The following is a 16,515-nucleotide window of genomic DNA, read 5'->3' on the forward strand; positions in this document are numbered from 1 at the left end:
CCGCATCATGAATTAAGTCTCCTAAAACCACCATGAGAACAAGTGCCTGCACGATCATAGACAGAACCTTCACGCAGACTCTGCTCCAATACCTCTACTACCTCAGCTACACATGATTCATAGTGGCTTAGCTCTTCCTCTTGGTGAGCGCACGTTGCATAAAAACTTCCATTATCCAGAACTCCACGCTCCAGCATCTCCTTACACCATAAAGTCTTCAGCGCTCTATTCAGAGCCTGATCATCATAACAAAAAGCCATGTGCGATAGCGGTGCCATTGCCCTATCTCCTACGGAAAAACGCAAGCTGCTTTTCCCTAATTGGGATTCCCAGATTTCTTGAACCCTCACTCCAGCCTTTTCTATTAATTCTGGTGCATTCAGTTGCTCAAACCGGTCAATAGTCGCAAGCGCTGCTGTTGGCCCTATTCTCTCAGTCCAATAAGTAGATGATATAAAGGTATCTTGCGCAGCCTCCATCACCTCTTCACGTCCCACAACGGCTCCAAAAGCTATACCGTTACTTAAACCTTTACCAAATACCGCTATGTCAGGGTTCACCCCGTATAAAAGATGAACACCGCCAATATTTTTGCGCCAACCAGATGTAATCTCATCAAAGACTAACACTGCAGACTCATCATCTACCTTGGCTCGAATGTGTTTTAAAAACTCAACATCTGGAGCTTGATAACGTTGGGGCTCCATTACCACTGCTGCTATTCTGCCTGAATGCTCAGCCATAAGTGCGTCAAACCCATCCTTATCATTAAAGTGAAATGGTACCGCAGTCCCCTTAAGCCCCTTAGGCACACCTGCCGGACTTAAGCCTGGTAACAATAACTGATCTAAACCCTGAGAGTGTGTTAAATTCGTCGCTAAATACCAATCACTCCATCCATGATAACCACATAAAAGCACAACCTCTTTGCTCGTTGAGGCCCTAGCAATCCTTACCGCTATTGCCATACTTTCACCACCACTTCGAGAATAACGAACCCTATCAGCCCATGGATGCAAAGCACACAACTTCTCAGCTAGCGCAACCTCCTCTGGAGCATTTAAGGTAGACATACTTCCACGACTAACAGCTTCGCATACTTTAGCGTTAACATAACTATCAGATGTCCCCAAAATACAACTTCCTATACCACTAGTTGACATATCTAAATAGCCTCTACCATCCAAATCCTTCACCCAAGCTCCCTTAGCCGATTGATAATATGACGGCCATCTGTCAGGTAAAAACATCTCAGGTCTCTTGGACAAAAGCTGCGTACCTCCAGGAATGAGCTGTTTCGCTTTTTTATATAAATCCTGACCTTTCCCCTCAAATGGTGATAAAGGACCGCTCTCTCTGACTGAACTGCTAACTCTTAAGCATCCCTCCTGAGTTGCCCATGCAACAACATTCCCCATCTCAAAAGATTTATCTCCTAACGCCTCTATCACATTGCGCACCCAAAGGTAATCTTCCTCAGTATCAACAGTCCAACGGTAATCTGAATAATCTACATCTGAGCTTAAAGCACTAGTATCATAGGACTCTAGTGCCTTTCGTAACCCCGCAGTCACATGCTCCCTCAATGAGGGATCATTTACATTTTGGTGTAACCTCTTTAACACATTAAACTTAATCACTTCAACGTCTAGTCCGTCGGGATAAAAACGAGGTGATATATTACTAGTATAATCTCCTTTTGTAAATAAATGCTGGTCGACTACTTTATCAATTACTGATGGGTCTAACAGGGGACAATCAGCTGTGATTCTTACTACGTGCTGGGCTGCATGCGCCACAGCTGCCGAGTAATAACGCTTTAAAACATCATCCAAATCCCCTCGGAAACATGGAACTCCACTATCAATACATAATGCCTCTATCGCATCATCTGTTGGATCTGTCGAGGTAGCCACAACTACACTATCAACTAATTTCGCAGATTCTACTCTCGTAACAACCTCCTCTAGTATCTTTCTCCGCCCCAGAGGCATGAGAACCTTCCCGGGCAAACGGCTAGAGCTGTATCTAGCTTGAATAATTGCTACTACTTTACTTCCACTCATCACATTATCTCCATTTTCGAGGATCCACCAGAACTGGACCCAACTTATTTAACTCTGATTTCCACGCTTCGGCTATATCTAACCGATTTTCCGCTTTTTTCGCAAAATCTATGTTTTTTAACAATTGTTCAGGCTTTTCAGCACCAATTACTAAGTCCCCCTCCATGAACCTTGCCGCATCCGCAAAACAAAGTTCCTGAATACTACAAGCATGCCTTTCGCAGAACGCATGAAGTAGCACAAGAGCCTGATGAGCCCCCGGTATCCCCTTCAACTGCGGACTAGTCAGCGGTAGAAAAAATAAGCCTTGGAGAAAAAGGCTCCTTACATAAACCCTCACACCTCTCTCACGACATTTCTGAAAAAAACCAGCATCTACAAATGACCTATCAAACAGATTACTAGGTACCTGTATAATTTTTGCTCCGAACTTCTCTACCGCTAGCTCAGCCTCATCTACAGTGTAAACTGATACGCCTACCTTCCCAACACTTCCTGAGTTCGTTAAATTAAAAAAGTGCTCTAATACTGCCTCGTCCGCCTCGTATAACTCACTTGGTGAATGCAACATCACACCTGCTAGCTTTGCTAGCTGAAGCTTATCGATAGAATCCTGTATTTGTGAATCAATCTCTTCACGGCTCCCCAGTGTAGCAATTTTAGTGATAACTGAAGCTTCTCTAACATAATCGGACGAGAGCATACTAAAACATTCACCCAATACACTTTCAGCCTCCCCATAGCACTTCGCTGTATCAAAACAATTGATCCCATTTCTGAAACTCTGCTCGACTATTTCAAGCGCTCTATGAATGTCTGGCATGCCAGATTCATTTGCCACTCCGTAATCGAGACCTAACTGAGCCGTCCCTGTTACCAATCTCATAATCGTATGGTCGCCTTAGATAGGGTAATCCGACGCCAAAATGGCCATCCTCACAGTATCCAACATCTCCCCATCTTTGAAAAAGGATTCCCTGTACAACCCTTCTCTCACAAATCCTACTTTTTCATAACAACGGATTGCTCCGATATGATCAGCAATAACACCCAATGAAACTCTATGTAAGTTTAACCTTGAAAATGCATGCCTTAACACCAAATCAATGGATTCTTTACCAACTCCTACCCCTCTCGCTGATTCTTCACCAACCATGATCCCTAACTCAGCTCGGCGGTGAACCCAATCGATAGGACCTAGCTTGATATTCCCTACATGCTCATCATTCTCTTTCAAAAAAATCCCTAAAAATAACATGTTGGAATTCTTATTAGTGTCTGCAACAAAGCTTTGAATATCAGAAATTGTGTTAGGAAAGGAGCCCACTTCTAAATACTCTGTCACAGCCCGGTCATTCAGCCATCTCTCGTATCTAACTGTCACATCATCAAGTGAAAGCTTTCTTAAAAAGACCGAATTACCATCTAAAAAAATAGAATCACTCATGCTGTTAAAATTTCCCTAAGTTTAGCCGTAATATGATATACGTCGCCATCTGACATTGCTGGAAACAACGGCAAACTCAAAGCTTTTTCATAAAAGTTTTCAGCAGCCTTACACTTACCTAAAGCATATCCATAAACCTCGCGATACCACGGCTGCAGATAAACTGGTATGTACAACACTTGACTCCCAATCCCCTCATCTCTCAGCTCACTCATCACTCGCGTGCGGCTTTTACCGACCTTCTTAAAATCGATCTGCAGAGTATATAAATGCCAAGATACATCATCCTTCGCAGATTTTTGCTTGGGTGTCTGAACACAGAATACACCCTCAAGCTGCTCATTGTAGAGACTCACTATTTCTTGCCTCCGCCTGACAAATGAATCCAGTCGAGAGAGCTGGCTTAAACCTAGCGCACATTGCATGTCTGTAATGCGATAATTGTATCCTAAATCATGCATTTCATAATACCATGGCCCCTTTTCATCAAAAGCCTCACTTTCTCCACCTAAACCGGTAAACTCAGATTCCTCACGTGTCATACCGTGGGTCCGAAGTTGACGCGCTTTCGCAGCGTACTGATCATCATTCGTCACCAACATCCCCCCCTCTCCTGTAGTCATCGTTTTCACTGGGTGAAAACTAAATGTCGTCATGTCAGCCCATGGGTGCCCGCCTAACTTCCAACTTTGCCCACCTCGATCTATAGCCCCCCCTGTACCATGACACGCATCCTCGATAACCACTGCTCCTCTCTGCTTCGCATAGGCATAGATGTTTTCCATGTCAGCAGATTGACCCGCATACGCCACGGGTATCACCGCTTTGACATCACTCTGCCACATGTCACATAAAGCAGGGAAACTCATTGCATACGTGTCAGGGTCAATATCACAAAAATCAGGGGTCGCCCCGACAAATGCGGCGCAATTCGCTGATGCTAAAAACGTATTCGGTGATGTAATCACCCTATCACCCTGCCCTACCCCAGCAACTAAAAGCGCAAGATGCAATGCAGCAGTCCCATTGGAAACAGCAATCGCATGCTTCACCCCAACATATTCAGCAAAAGCTTTCTCAAACTCTTCAACTTTTGGCCCGCATGTTAGAAAATCTGACGAGAATACCTCAATAACAGCCTTAATGTCGCTTTCCGTTATATTCTGTTTACCGTATGGAATCACTATTTCTTGATCTATGAGTTATTGAAGAGGCCCTACATGCTTCTCTATCTCTCCTCGCATCTCCTCGACACTTAAAAAACTGTCGTTAGAACCAGAGCTGTATGAGAAGCCCACAGGCACGGCCTTTGCATTAAAGGCTGATTTGAATTCCTCCAAATCCCAGCTAGGAGTTTGTGGCAATATCACAAAATAATTCCCTAAATCATAAGTCGTAAATGAATCAGAACTTGTGATCATTTCCTCATGTATTTTCTCACCGGGGCGAATACCTATCTCCGGTTTCTCGCACTCTGGACCAATGGCCTCTGCGACATCAGTTATTCTGTAGGATGGAATCTTAGGAACATAAAGCTCACCACCCCAGGCGTTTTCCAGCGCATGTAAAACCATGGCTACTCCATCCTCTAAAGAAATATTGAAACGAGTCATCCGACTATCTGTTATCGGAAGAACCCCTTCCCCACGCTTCTTCATAAAAAAGGGTATAACCGAACCATTAGATCCCATAACATTTCCATAACGTACAACTGAGAACCTAATATCTTGCTTTCCTCTAATATTATTTGCCGCAATAAATAATTTATCGGATGCGAGCTTGGTTGCTCCATATAAATTAATTGGCGCACAAGCCTTATCTGTAGAGAGCGCAACCACATCCTTCACCCCACAACTTAAAGCTGCTTTAATCACATTCTCAGCTCCTCCTATATTGGTCTTAACACACTCATCGGGGTTATACTCAGCAATGTGCACATGCTTCATAGCTGCAGCATGTACCACTGCATCTACATCGTTAAATGCTCGCTTCAAGCGCTCAAGATCTCGGACATCTCCAATAAAATAGCGAATCGACGGATACTTCTCTACAGGAAAGTCCTGAGCCATCTGAAACTGCTTTTGTTCGTCACGAGAAAAAATGATCAAGCGCTTCACGTCTGGCCACTTCGATAAAATCGTACTTGCAAGTTCCTTACCAAGAGAACCTGTCCCTCCTGTAATCAATACACTTTTTCCATTTAACATAGCTTTATACCTCTAATGTAAAAATATAAAAACAAAGAATTATATTTAAAATACCTCTTCCACAACCTCCTCGGCTCTTTGATCAAACGATATAGCCACTCCAAACCATACTTCTGTATAATGGGTGGAGCTTGATCAACCTCTCCAGCATGAAAAGCAAAAGCCGCTCCGACACCAAAATAACAGCCACCTGGGAGCACATCTTTATGTTTGGCTATCCACCTTTCTTGTTTGGGGCAGCCGAGGCCAACCCACACGAGGTTTGCCCCAGATTCTCGTATTCTATCTTTGATTCGTTCAAACTCATCTTCTGACCATTCTCCAAATGGAGGAGAGTATGACCCCACAATCTTTGCAGCTGGATGTTCATCTGAAAAACGTTGCTCTAACTTCTTAAGAGTTGAAGGAGAACCTCCTAAAAAAAAATGCTTCAGATCTTCTTGGCCTTCAGAGGCTTTAATGGACTCAACCATAAGTGTTGGCCCATAGACTCTATCAGATAAAGCTCGCTCGTTATGTTTACGTAATTCCCTATTGATCGCCCACACTAGGGGCATCCCATCTGGGCAAATGAGGTCGAATTGTTGCATGACCTCACCAAACTCAGCTTCATGCCTCGCTAGAGCTGCCACATGAGTGTTCGCCGCCTCGATAGCGTAAGCCCTATCGGCTAAGCGAGCTTTCTCGAAAACCCAATCAATAGCTGATCGGTAATCTACTACAGCAACCGGAAGGCCAATAACGTCGACGGTCTTAATATTGGGGTTTTGAGACAAAATCGGACTTATTTTTGAAGCAGCTCTCTAAAATAGGCAATCGTTTTATCTAAGCCCTCGTCCAGAGAAACTGTCGGCTGCCAATCGAGATGCTGCTTTGCAAGAGTGATGTCTGGCTGACGCTGTTTTGGATCATCTCCAGGGAGTGGATGAAAGGTTAACTTGGATTTGCCTCCCACTTTAGCTAGAACTTTCTCAGCTAGTTCTAACATCGTAAACTCACCTGGGTTACCAATATTAATGGGTCCTGTGACCTTATCTTGATCCATCAGTCTGACAAACCCTTCAATGAGATCATCAACATAACAAAACGATCGTGTCTGCGTACCTTCACCATAGATCGTAATATCTTGCCCCCGCAACGCTTGCACAATGAAGTTTGAAACCACACGACCATCATCTGGATTCATTCGCGGTCCATACGTGTTAAAAATTCGAACGATGCGAATATCCACACCATTCTGACGATGGTAATCGAAAAATAGTGTCTCGGCCACTCGCTTTCCTTCATCGTAACATGATCTAATTCCTATAGGATTCACGTTCCCCCAATATGCTTCAGGTTGAGGGTGCACTCTGGGGTCACCATATACTTCTGATGTGGATGCCTGAAATACTCGGGCTTTCACACGCTTGGCTAAGCCCAAGGAATTAATAGCCCCCATCACTGAGGTCTTAGTAGTCTTAATTGGGTTATGTTGGTAATGAGGAGGTGAGGCTGGACACGCTAAGTTATAGATTTGATCCACTTCCACTTTAAATGGATCAATCACATCATGTCGCATCAACTCAAAGTTAGGATTAGGCAAGAGGTGTGCGATATTACGCTTAAAGCCAGTATAGAAGTTATCTAGGCAAATCACTTCATTACCTTCATCAAGAAGGCGTTCACAAAGATGAGAGCCAAGGAAACCAGCCCCTCCTGTTACTAAAATACGCATAAGATTTTTTGTTATTATTTAAGGAAGTACAGTACAATTCATCAATCGGCTGCTATGAAGTCAGTAATAGCCTCAATCACTTCGTCTTTTTGTTCCTTTGTGAGCTCTGGGTATATGGGGATACTGATAACTTCTCCTGCAAGTTGCTCGCAGATTGGCAAGCCGGTAGATGCCAGGCCTGAAAAGCATTCCTGCTGATGTAAGGGAACAGGATAATAGGTATCACACCCGATGCCCGACTCTATGAGATACTGCCTCAACGCCTCTCTTTTCCCATCAAGGACTCGGATAGTGAATTGGTTCCAGATATGCTCGTTATACTCGTAGGCTACAGGAAGAACGAGTTTCGCTTGGCTTGCCTTGAGCTGCGCATTTTGCTGCTCGAAACACCCACAATCCGATGCTGAAGCTTGCTCTATTCCATCAATTCGGAGCAAGTGCTCCAAGTAATATTCAGCATTCGCTTGTCGCTTAGCTGTGTAATGGTGGTACTCGCGCAACTTCACACGCAGTAAGGCAGCTTGCAGAGCATCACAGCGGAAATTACCACCGACATACTTGTGATAATACTTTGGCTGCATCCCATGATTTCGGAGCATCAACGCTTTCTCGGCAAGTTGTGAATCATTGGTGACCAACATCCCTGCATCTCCGAAGCCTCCGAGATTTTTTGAGGGAAAAAACGAATACGTTCCAAAATCTCCCAGAGTCCCGACCGCCTTACCTTTATACTTTGCTCCTATTGCTTGTGCACCATCCTCAATCACTCTCAATGAATTCTCTCCAGCAAACGCCAAGACTTCATCCATTGCTGCAGATTGACCAAACAGATGAACTGGAATGATCGCTTTAGTTTTGCTGCTCAACTTCCTCTTTGCATCGTTAACGTCAATGTTAAAACAAACAGGACAACTATCCACAAAAACTGGAGTCGCTCCAGTTCTGGCAATGCATCCAGCTGTAGCAAAAAATGTGAAGGATGGACAAAGCACCTCATCGCCAGGCCCAATCTCTAACGCCATCAGCGCGAGCAAAATAGCATCAGTGCCTGACGACACGCTGATTGCGTGCTTAGCCCCCACCATCTGGGCTACCTCACTCTCAAAGGCCTCCATTTCCTCGCCCATGATAAAACGACCAGATTGAAGCACTCGATCAAATGTCTCTCTCAATTCTTCTTGAAGTGGGAGGTTCTGGGCATTGACGTCTAAAAGAGGAACAGGCATGAAAACATTCTCTATAGTTTAGGATTCGGAATCACTTGTCCCGATGCCTTCTTTTACTGGGGTTTCTGGGCATAAGTCTACAAAAACCTCACACAGCAAAGTCAGCACTCGCATTTCATTCAGCAAGAAACCTTAACACTGACTGAGTTAGCTAAAATCTAAGCACAAATATAAGCAACAAGTCGCTTATAATAAAAAGTCTTGAGCCCGCCAGTGGAATTCTGGCGGGCTCAAAAAGTTAAATAATCATACCAGCAGCCACAGTTTCGTTTGTGGCAGCGTCGATGAGAATGAAAGAACCAGTATGACGGTTCTTGTTATAGGGATCAACATGAAGAGCCTTGGCGGTACGTAATTGTATACGGCCAATGTCATTCATGCTTAGAGTTTGCACATCATCCTGCTTGTGAAAGGTGTTCACATCTACCTGATAATCAAGCGACTGGATAACAGCCTTTGTTTCCTGCTCAGTATGTCGGATAATGTATTTACCTCGCACTGCTAGAGGGCGCTCGGAGAACCAGCACACCATTGCCTCAAGATCTTGAGTCGATCTCGGTGGGCTATTCGGCTTCACGATCATATCACCACGTGAAATATCAATTTCATCATCTAACGTGATCGTTACTGATTGAGGCGCATAGGCTTCAGCGATTTCACCGTCAGCCGTGTGCACAGATTTTACAATGCTCTTGAAGCCAGAAGGCAAGGCAAGAACCTCATCACCGGGCTTAAACACCCCACCCGCAACTCGTCCAGCAAATCCACGGAAGTCATGCCACTCATTAGAGTGAGGACGAATCACCCATTGCACAGGGAATCGCGCTTCCACATGGTTTTCAACACCACCAACGTAGACATTTTCAAGGTGGTACAGAAGACTACCACCTTCATACCATGGCATATTCTCTGACTTATCGACCACATTATCGCCACGCAACGCTGAAATCGGAATAGTCGTGATGTCTACCAAATTACCTAAACGGCTCGCTAACTCACGATATTCAGTGACGATCTCGTTGTAACGCTCCTCAGAGTAATCAACGAGGTCCATTTTATTGACAGCCACAACAACGTGTTGAATACGCAGCAAATTCGCAATAAAAGTATGGCGCTTAGTCTGCTCAATAACCCCTTTGCGAGCATCAATCAAAATGATCGCCATGTCCGCAGTCGAAGCACCAGTGACCATATTCCGTGTGTACTGAATATGTCCTGGTGTATCAGCAATGATAAACTTGCGCTTTGGTGTCGCAAAATAACGATAAGCTACATCAATTGTAATCCCTTGCTCGCGCTCAGCTTTGAGACCATCAGTTAACAATGCGAGGTTTACTTCCTCGTCACCACGCTTTTTAGAGCTGGTCTCTACAGCTTCTAACTGGTCTTCGAAAATTGATTTTGAATCATAGAGCAAGCGCCCGATGAGTGTTGACTTACCATCATCAACGGAACCTGCTGTTGTGAAACGTAATAAATCCATAAGAATTGTAATTTATAAAAGTTGAAAGTGTCTAATCGGCCTAAAAATAACCTTCTTTTTTACGGTCTTCCATCGAGGTCTCAGAACGCTTATCATCAGCACGGTTCCCCCGCTCTGTCTGTCTCGCAGCAGCCACCTCCTCAATAATCGCCTCGTAATCCGTCGCTGTGGACTCAACGGCACCAGTGATGGTCGCATCTCCCATAGTGCGGAAACGAATGCTCTTCTTCTCTACCACTTCGCCATCACGAGGTGACACAAATTCTGATATAGCAAGAATCGTCCCTTTTCGCGTGATGCACTCGCGCTCGGCAGCAAAGTACAAACTCGGAAGCTCAATATTTTCCTCTTTGATGTACTGCCAGATATCCATCTCAGTCCAGTTAGACAACGGGAATACTCGAAAATGCTCGCCTTGTTGCTTGCGACCATTAAATAAATTCCACAGCTCAGGACGTTGATTTTTAGGATCCCATTCACCGAAATCATTGCGGTGCGAGAAGAAGCGCTCTTTCGCTCGAGCTTTCTCTTCATCTCTACGACCACCCCCCAAACAAGCGTCGTACTCGTTTTCTTCAATCGTGTCCAACAATGTCACAGTCTGTAGAGCGTTACGGCTCGCATCTGGACCAGTCTCCTCTTGCACCCGGCCCTCATCAATCGACTTCTGAACGGAACCAATCACTAGTCTCGCACCGATCTTTTCCGCATATTTGTCTCGAAACTCAATAGTTTCAGGAAAGTTGTGGCCAGTATCTACGTGCACCAATGGAAATGGAATCCTTGCTGGGTGAAACGCTTTGTACGCAAGATGCGCCATTACAATAGAGTCCTTCCCTCCAGAAAAAAGAAGAGCCGGATTTTCAAACTGTGCCGCAGTCTCGCGTAAGACATAAATTGCCTCAGCTTCAAGCTGCTTTAAGTGGCTGAGTTGATAATTTGACATAATACTTATTTAGAAATGATTTCAATCTGAGGCATGACACGCTTCAGCAATAACCCCACACTATCTTCAACACTGAGACTTTCAGTGTCGATGATGAGATCTGCATTATCAGGATCCTCAAAAGTCGACGATTTACCCGAGAAGTTTGCTACTTTGCCATCTTTCGCTTTCGCATAAAGCCCCTTAACATCCCTCTCCTGACAGGTTTCGAAGGAAGCCTTCACGTAAACTTCGAGGTAGTGCGTGTCACCTAAAATATCCCGCACTTGCTTACGAAAAACGTTTTGCGGCGTTATCAATGATACCAAGACAATGGCTCCATTGTGGCGCAACAACTTAGCCACCTCTGCAGCTCTACGTATGTTTTCCTTACGGTCTTCGTCACTAAACCCAAGTCCAGCATTCAGTCCACTGCGTAGATTATCACCGTCTAACATGGTCACCAGACGCCCTTGGTTGTGTAGAGCTTTTTCAGCAGCATTGGCAATCGTCGATTTGCCAGACCCTGACAAACCATACATCCAAACCACAAGCCCTTTTTGCCCCAAAAGCTCCTCTTTCGCAGCTTGAGAAAGCTGCCTTTCGTATTCTGGATAAATATGATTCATGCCTCGACTTTGCTAAATTTTGCCTTCCACTCTGCACCTTGCCTTGGCAACCACTGCCAAAATCGTTCATGCATGTAATATATGAGAAACTTCAAAAAAAACTCTACTGCAGCTATCTTTCCTGCTGTCTCAGTCTCCCCAGTCCACAGCCACGCGATTAAATAAGTCGTCAACGTTGCTAAACAACGCCATGTGATACCCTTCATCACACTTATTCTTCTACTGTCTCCCTGTGGCTCGTTCATCGCGCCGCTGACTTACGCCCACGTCACTTATTTGGCAAGAATTATTTCTTTCTTAAGTTGCCTAATTTAGTAATGATTAACACTCGAACCCTCCTCAAGCTCCAAAAAAGCTGCCGCCCTTGGTCGATCCTGATTATTTTCGGAAACCAATCTCACTCTATGCTCTATTGTGAAGGAAAATGCCATTAAGTCATTAACCACAGGGAACAAGAGCAGGCTAAAAAAAAAGTTCAAATAAAAATGAACAATATTAGACCAACATCCTACAAATGCTCACCGAAAACCATGCCAAGCCCTTTACCAATGCATGCACCCGCTCCCTGTGCTCAATCAAACTAGCCCCCGAAAGCCCGCATCGTCAGGACTTTGCACCTGGGCGCCCTGGCAACAAAAGTGACATTAGATCCACTTCCACCTCTCTACTTCCTCCTATAAATTCCACCAGTAAACGCACACGTTCTTTTCCTGGAAGAATCTCAACAACGTCACCCATTTCACCCCTAAGTGGCCCATCAGCCAATTCAAACTGCTCCCCAATTTCCACGCCATGAGCTATCACAACCTCTTCTTGATCCCCCAACTCTTGCTTCAAGGAATCAATAAACTTCTCCGAAATACTTGGCATGTGCATACCGAATTGAACGAGTGACAGCACCCCCTGAGTGTAACGCACAGCCCTCTCTTGAGTATTTCTATTGAATCTAGCAAACAAATACCCTGGAAACATCGCTTCCACCCACCAAACCTTACCTCTTCGGGTACCCTTCTGAAACTTCACCAAAGGACACACCACTTCTAACTCAAGACTCTCTCGTAAGTTTTTCGCAGCCACTCTCTCACGCTTTGGCTGGGAACGTACTACAAACCACTCTAATTCTTCAGATTCCATTAACTCGACAATAATTTCTGCAGAATTGGCAATAGAAAGGTAGCTCTCTTACGCCACTGATCTAATCGCTCCACTCTATCCACACTAAACTCCCCCTCATGCACTGCAAGCTCTCTGAGAGTTTTAACTTTGAGCTCAGCACTTTGCAAGTGAGGGCGAATTTCTTCTCGGATAAAGCCTCCAACTAAACTCTTCAGCTCTACATCAGCCTTGTAATAAGTCTTCCTAGACTCTTCGTGAGCCACCTCCTTAATCGCCCCCAAGGTCCTCAACATCTTCAAGCCCTGACTAGCCGTCCCCTTACTAACACCTAATAGCTTAACTAAGTCATCTAACGATAAGGGCTCTTCTTTAATAAACAAGATCCCATAGATTTCACCTACTGACCTTGGCAAACCAATCACTCGCACTCCGTCAGCGAATATGGCTACCACCCCCCTTTCAAAATCTGAAATATTATTCTGGCTCAGCTCACTCGCCATAAATTCTTAATCGCGTAGCACACTCTCGGCATCTACTTGACACTCACCCTCAATATCCCGCTCACATGCAGCCAAACCCGCAGAACGCCCTATAGACTGCATCATATTCCCAGGCACCTGCATCGTCCTGCCAATCGTCTGACATGAAGCCAGAGATAAAACCATCGCAATTGCCAACAAAGCCCTACTCATCACAAAAAAAGCCGTTGAGGTCCATAAACCCCAACGGCTCAAATAAAATTACTTCGTTGGCGCTACTGGAATATCAGCAAACTGTGGAAGTGGACGAAGTGGTGGAGCTGCCGCCTCACCAGTACAACATCCACAAGAGCTAAGAAGTACAGTTGCTACTGCAGCGGAAGCGATTGTTAGAATACGTAGTGCTTTCATAGAGTGATTTATATTTCGCAGTGCATATTGCGCACCCCATACGTGAGCGCAAGAAAAAAGCGGGCTCCCTAATGGAAAGCCCGCTTTAGTCGAATTGCTAAACAATTACTTGCTTGGCATTACTGGCACTGGTGCTGGTTCTGGAGAAGAACCACATGAGCCGGAACCAGTGGAACCGCAAGAAGTAGAAAGTGCGATACCAGCTGCTGCTGCTGCGAGTGCAATAATTTTAACGAATTTCATAGTATTTATTGGTTTTGTTGTTTTTACGAGACCACTCGGTCTCACGTTTAGGATGCGTGCGAATAACGCACATATCCCTCAGCCTTACATGCATCCGCAGCAAGAACTAAGGAAAGATACTGACGCTGCTACTGCAGCATAGACAAAAGCTTTAAGAAGTTTCATGAGGTAATTTATTTAGTTGGTGCTACATAAACTGGCGGCTCAGAAGCTGCATTACTCCCGCAAGATGTGAGTGACACACAGCCCACGGCTGCAACGGCAAGTAAGACGAGTTTGATAGACTTCATGGATCGTATTTTTGATTTTGATGACAATACCTTCACGGCATCATCTAACATTGTTTTACACTCTAGTAGAAATTTCTGCTAGATGCAAGCTAGAAACGATACCGTCACAGATTTTCTTTCAGCTCGCCCCAATGACAAGAACAAGCATTGCCAATTTAGATTTCCCAAGTATCCTGCCCGCCCACTCAAAAACTGAGTTCCTAATACCATGAAAGAAGCTAAACACATCGCTATCGTCGGCGCCACTGGAGCCGTAGGTGAAGAAATGCTCGCTTGTCTCGACCAGCGTGCCTTCCCCATAAGCGAGCTCACATTGCTCGCCTCTGCACGCTCTGCGGGCAAAACCATTTCTTTCCAAGGTAAAGACATTATCGTCAAAGAGTTAACGCACAACTCCTTTGATGGGGTCGACATCGCACTCTTTGCAGCAGGTGGCAGCACATCACTTGAATTCGCGCCTTCCGCAGCCAAAGCCGGAGCCACAGTCATTGACAACTCATCCGCATACCGCATGGATGATGAGGTCCCACTTATCGTGCCCGAAATCAACCCGGAAGCAGCCCAACAAGCATCAAAGGGGATCATCGCAAACCCCAACTGCACAACCATCATCTCCTTGATGGCTCTCTTCCCTCTCCATAAAAAATACGGTCTCAAGTCCATCATTGCATCCTCCTATCAGGCCGTTTCTGGCTCAGGAGCTCAAGGCATCGCCGAACTTAAACAGCAATGTGAAGCTATCGCCAAGGGCGAAGAGATCGTCTCAGAGGTCTACCCAACCCAAATTGCTTTCAATGTGATCCCTCAGGTGGATGTGTTCCAACCAGATCACTACACCAAAGAAGAATTAAAGATGCTCAATGAATCACGTAAGATTCTTAACCTTCCTGAACTAAAAGTCACTTGCACCTGCGTGCGGGTTCCCGTCTACCGCTCTCATTCCGTGTCGATCACTGCAGCATTTGAAAATGAACCAAGTGTCGAAGAGGCACGTGGAATCTTTGCTAATTATCCAGGAGTAGATGCAAAGGACGACCCATCCAACAACCTCTTCCCTACACCGCTCGATACAACCTTAAAGGATGACTGTCTCGTCGGCCGCATCCGTAAAGATAAAGTCATCGATAAGGCCTTAGCTCTGTGGGTTGTTGGTGACCAGGTCCGTAAAGGGGCTGCCCTAAACGCAGTCCAAATAGCTGAAATCCTCTAACCTCCTCACCAGTCCATATCGACTGCGTAAATGTATTAAATTAAACACCACCTCGTTGCTCCATTCGGAGCTACGAGGTTCACAATATGAGTGACCTTAAAATTTGGCTCAAAAACCAGCAGGAAGTCGTAGACACCAAACTCGATCAGCTCCTTCCCTCCTCGGAAACAGCCCCAGCCACGATCCATCAAGCCATGCGCTACAGCATGTTTGCCGGAGGTAAACGTTTACGCCCCATCCTTTGCCTAGCTGCAGCAGAAGCCTGCGGAGGTGCTCAAGAAGCAGCATTGTATCCAGCATGTGCTGTAGAAGTCATGCACACATACTCACTGGTACATGACGACCTCCCCTGTATGGATGATGACGATTTAAGACGTGGTCGCCCAACTTCTCACGTTGTCTATGGCGAAGGTGTTGCAGTCCTGACTGGTGATGCCCTTCTCACTGAGGCGTTCACCATTGTAGCTCAGACACCTCAAACTCCCTTATACAACGCATCCCACTTTGTCTCCGAGCTCTCAGAGACAGGTGGAAGTAAGAAACTCATCGGCGGGCAAGTCCTCGACCTCGAAGGCGAAGGTCAGAAATTGAACCTCCAACAGCTGATACAGATTCATGAAGCCAAAACTGCAGCCCTGCTGTGCAGCTCACTCAGGTTAGGTGGCATGAGTGCCAACTGTAGCCCTGAACAACTTCAGGCCCTCACCGACTTCGGCTATAACCTAGGACTCGCATTTCAAGTCATCGATGACATCCTCGATGTCACTCAAACTACTGAGCAACTCGGAAAAACCGCAGGCAAAGATGAAGCAGTAGATAAATCTACCTACCCAGCTATCCTCGGACTTGAAGAATCAAAAAAGGAAGCCGCGCGTCTCACGAAGCTAGCCCTTGATGCTATCAAGCCATTCGGCGAAAAAGGTCGCCGCCTTGATGAAATTGCGCGCTATATGCTAGAGCGAGAATTTTAAACAAGCAGACACTTCCGCAGACCCAAATCTTACTAGGTCTCAGCTCACCCAAGCTGAGGCTTTTTTGCACATCTCAGAGGTCTATTTAACCAACC

The 16,515-nt window shown here is 45.4% G+C and carries 18 protein-coding genes; 3 read left to right on the forward strand and 15 right to left on the reverse strand.

Features of this window, described 5'->3' with window-relative positions:
* Nucleotides 1-5: 5 nt before the first annotated feature.
* From ACFSW8_RS08720 to ACFSW8_RS08785, 14 genes are all read right to left on the reverse strand, one after another.
* Nucleotides 6-2,066: an aminotransferase class III-fold pyridoxal phosphate-dependent enzyme gene (locus tag ACFSW8_RS08720; protein WP_377177996.1), complete on the reverse strand. Its 2,061-nt coding sequence runs from the start codon at nt 2,064-2,066 to the stop codon at nt 6-8.
* Between the two features lie 4 nt (nt 2,067-2,070).
* Complete coding sequence (locus ACFSW8_RS08725; protein WP_377087296.1) at nt 2,071-2,952, reverse strand: aldo/keto reductase; 882 nt, start codon at nt 2,950-2,952, stop codon at nt 2,071-2,073.
* A 15-nt stretch (nt 2,953-2,967) separates the two neighbouring features.
* Nucleotides 2,968-3,513, reverse strand: coding sequence for a GNAT family N-acetyltransferase (locus ACFSW8_RS08730; protein ID WP_377087298.1), 546 nt, complete (start codon nt 3,511-3,513; stop codon nt 2,968-2,970).
* Complete coding sequence (gene pseC, locus ACFSW8_RS08735) at nt 3,510-4,697, reverse strand: UDP-4-amino-4,6-dideoxy-N-acetyl-beta-L-altrosamine transaminase (protein WP_377087300.1); 1,188 nt, start codon at nt 4,695-4,697, stop codon at nt 3,510-3,512. The genes ACFSW8_RS08730 and pseC overlap by 4 nt, the downstream gene beginning before the upstream one ends.
* Nucleotides 4,698-4,715: 18 nt before the next feature.
* Nucleotides 4,716-5,720: a UDP-N-acetylglucosamine 4,6-dehydratase (inverting) gene (gene pseB, locus ACFSW8_RS08740; protein ID WP_377087303.1), complete on the reverse strand. Its 1,005-nt coding sequence runs from the start codon at nt 5,718-5,720 to the stop codon at nt 4,716-4,718.
* On the reverse strand, nt 5,714-6,496 hold the full coding sequence (locus ACFSW8_RS08745; protein ID WP_377087304.1) for a WecB/TagA/CpsF family glycosyltransferase: 783 nt from the start codon (nt 6,494-6,496) through the stop codon (nt 5,714-5,716). The genes pseB and ACFSW8_RS08745 overlap by 7 nt, the downstream gene beginning before the upstream one ends.
* 8 nt (nt 6,497-6,504) lie before the next feature.
* Nucleotides 6,505-7,437, reverse strand: coding sequence for a UDP-glucuronic acid decarboxylase family protein (locus tag ACFSW8_RS08750; RefSeq protein WP_377087306.1), 933 nt, complete (start codon nt 7,435-7,437; stop codon nt 6,505-6,507).
* 41 nt (nt 7,438-7,478) lie between these two features.
* Nucleotides 7,479-8,663, reverse strand: coding sequence for a DegT/DnrJ/EryC1/StrS family aminotransferase (locus ACFSW8_RS08755; RefSeq protein WP_377087307.1), 1,185 nt, complete (start codon nt 8,661-8,663; stop codon nt 7,479-7,481).
* A gap of 238 nt (nt 8,664-8,901) precedes the next feature.
* On the reverse strand, nt 8,902-10,146 hold the full coding sequence (gene cysN, locus ACFSW8_RS08760) for a sulfate adenylyltransferase subunit CysN (protein ID WP_377087309.1): 1,245 nt from the start codon (nt 10,144-10,146) through the stop codon (nt 8,902-8,904).
* A gap of 40 nt (nt 10,147-10,186) precedes the next feature.
* The gene (gene cysD, locus ACFSW8_RS08765; RefSeq protein ID WP_377087310.1) at nt 10,187-11,092 is read right to left on the reverse strand and encodes a sulfate adenylyltransferase subunit CysD; all 906 of its coding nucleotides are present in this window, start codon (nt 11,090-11,092) and stop codon (nt 10,187-10,189) included.
* Between the two features lie 5 nt (nt 11,093-11,097).
* Nucleotides 11,098-11,700 (reverse strand): adenylyl-sulfate kinase, encoded by a 603-nt coding sequence (cysC, locus tag ACFSW8_RS08770; RefSeq protein ID WP_377087311.1) that lies wholly within the window; start codon nt 11,698-11,700, stop codon nt 11,098-11,100.
* Nucleotides 11,697-11,945 carry a DUF2061 domain-containing protein gene (locus ACFSW8_RS08775; protein ID WP_377087312.1) on the reverse strand — a complete coding sequence of 83 codons (249 nt, stop codon included), beginning with the start codon at nt 11,943-11,945 and terminating at the stop codon, nt 11,697-11,699. The genes cysC and ACFSW8_RS08775 overlap by 4 nt, the downstream gene beginning before the upstream one ends.
* A 358-nt stretch (nt 11,946-12,303) precedes the next feature.
* Nucleotides 12,304-12,834 carry a transcription termination/antitermination protein NusG gene (gene nusG, locus ACFSW8_RS08780; RefSeq protein ID WP_377087316.1) on the reverse strand — a complete coding sequence of 177 codons (531 nt, stop codon included), beginning with the start codon at nt 12,832-12,834 and terminating at the stop codon, nt 12,304-12,306.
* Nucleotides 12,834-13,268, reverse strand: a complete 435-nt coding sequence (locus ACFSW8_RS08785; RefSeq protein WP_377177998.1) for a GbsR/MarR family transcriptional regulator — start codon at nt 13,266-13,268, stop codon at nt 12,834-12,836. The genes nusG and ACFSW8_RS08785 overlap by 1 nt, the downstream gene beginning before the upstream one ends.
* Before the next feature lie 191 nt (nt 13,269-13,459).
* Here ACFSW8_RS08785 and ACFSW8_RS08790 point away from each other — a divergent pair, with 191 nt between their 5' ends.
* Nucleotides 13,460-13,651 carry a hypothetical protein gene (locus ACFSW8_RS08790; protein ID WP_377178000.1) on the forward strand — a complete coding sequence of 64 codons (192 nt, stop codon included), beginning with the start codon at nt 13,460-13,462 and terminating at the stop codon, nt 13,649-13,651.
* Between the two features lie 160 nt (nt 13,652-13,811).
* On the opposite strand, the gene ACFSW8_RS08795 is transcribed toward ACFSW8_RS08790, so the two are convergent.
* A complete protein-coding gene (locus tag ACFSW8_RS08795) occupies nt 13,812-13,949 on the reverse strand; it encodes a hypothetical protein (RefSeq protein WP_377178002.1) in 138 nt (45 codons plus the stop codon).
* Nucleotides 13,950-14,447: 498 nt separating this feature from the next.
* Here ACFSW8_RS08795 and ACFSW8_RS08800 point away from each other — a divergent pair, with 498 nt between their 5' ends.
* Entirely contained in the window at nt 14,448-15,449 is a 1,002-nt protein-coding gene (locus ACFSW8_RS08800) for an aspartate-semialdehyde dehydrogenase (RefSeq protein ID WP_377087326.1), read from the forward strand.
* 86 nt (nt 15,450-15,535) lie between these two features.
* Nucleotides 15,536-16,420, forward strand: coding sequence for a polyprenyl synthetase family protein (locus ACFSW8_RS08805; protein ID WP_377087328.1), 885 nt, complete (start codon nt 15,536-15,538; stop codon nt 16,418-16,420).
* Nucleotides 16,421-16,515: the final 95 nt, after the last annotated feature.

Origin of the sequence: Rubritalea tangerina (assembly GCF_042683245.1) — a bacterium.
Classification (GTDB): Bacteria; Verrucomicrobiota; Verrucomicrobiia; order Verrucomicrobiales; family Akkermansiaceae; genus Rubritalea; species Rubritalea tangerina.

What these genes read in the sequence shown, in the direction of transcription:
- ACFSW8_RS08720 (WP_377177996.1), bottom strand. Translation starts at nt 2,066, where the DNA reads ATGAGTGGAAGTAAAGTAGTAGCAATTATTCAAGCTAGATACAGCTCT.
- ACFSW8_RS08725 (WP_377087296.1), bottom strand. Translation starts at nt 2,952, where the DNA reads ATGAGATTGGTAACAGGGACGGCTCAGTTAGGTCTCGATTACGGAGTG.
- ACFSW8_RS08730 (WP_377087298.1), bottom strand. Translation starts at nt 3,513, where the DNA reads ATGAGTGATTCTATTTTTTTAGATGGTAATTCGGTCTTTTTAAGAAAG.
- pseB (WP_377087303.1), bottom strand. Translation starts at nt 5,720, where the DNA reads ATGTTAAATGGAAAAAGTGTATTGATTACAGGAGGGACAGGTTCTCTT.
- ACFSW8_RS08750 (WP_377087306.1), bottom strand. Translation starts at nt 7,437, where the DNA reads ATGCGTATTTTAGTAACAGGAGGGGCTGGTTTCCTTGGCTCTCATCTT.
- ACFSW8_RS08755 (WP_377087307.1), bottom strand. Translation starts at nt 8,663, where the DNA reads ATGCCTGTTCCTCTTTTAGACGTCAATGCCCAGAACCTCCCACTTCAA.
- cysN (WP_377087309.1), bottom strand. Translation starts at nt 10,146, where the DNA reads ATGGATTTATTACGTTTCACAACAGCAGGTTCCGTTGATGATGGTAAG.
- cysD (WP_377087310.1), bottom strand. Translation starts at nt 11,092, where the DNA reads ATGTCAAATTATCAACTCAGCCACTTAAAGCAGCTTGAAGCTGAGGCA.
- cysC (WP_377087311.1), bottom strand. Translation starts at nt 11,700, where the DNA reads ATGAATCATATTTATCCAGAATACGAAAGGCAGCTTTCTCAAGCTGCG.
- ACFSW8_RS08775 (WP_377087312.1), bottom strand. Translation starts at nt 11,945, where the DNA reads ATGAACGAGCCACAGGGAGACAGTAGAAGAATAAGTGTGATGAAGGGT.
- nusG (WP_377087316.1), bottom strand. Translation starts at nt 12,834, where the DNA reads ATGGAATCTGAAGAATTAGAGTGGTTTGTAGTACGTTCCCAGCCAAAG.
- ACFSW8_RS08790 (WP_377178000.1), top strand. Translation starts at nt 13,460, where the DNA reads ATGAAGCCAGAGATAAAACCATCGCAATTGCCAACAAAGCCCTACTCA.
- ACFSW8_RS08795 (WP_377178002.1), bottom strand. Translation starts at nt 13,949, where the DNA reads ATGAAATTCGTTAAAATTATTGCACTCGCAGCAGCAGCAGCTGGTATC.
- ACFSW8_RS08800 (WP_377087326.1), top strand. Translation starts at nt 14,448, where the DNA reads ATGAAAGAAGCTAAACACATCGCTATCGTCGGCGCCACTGGAGCCGTA.
- ACFSW8_RS08805 (WP_377087328.1), top strand. Translation starts at nt 15,536, where the DNA reads ATGAGTGACCTTAAAATTTGGCTCAAAAACCAGCAGGAAGTCGTAGAC.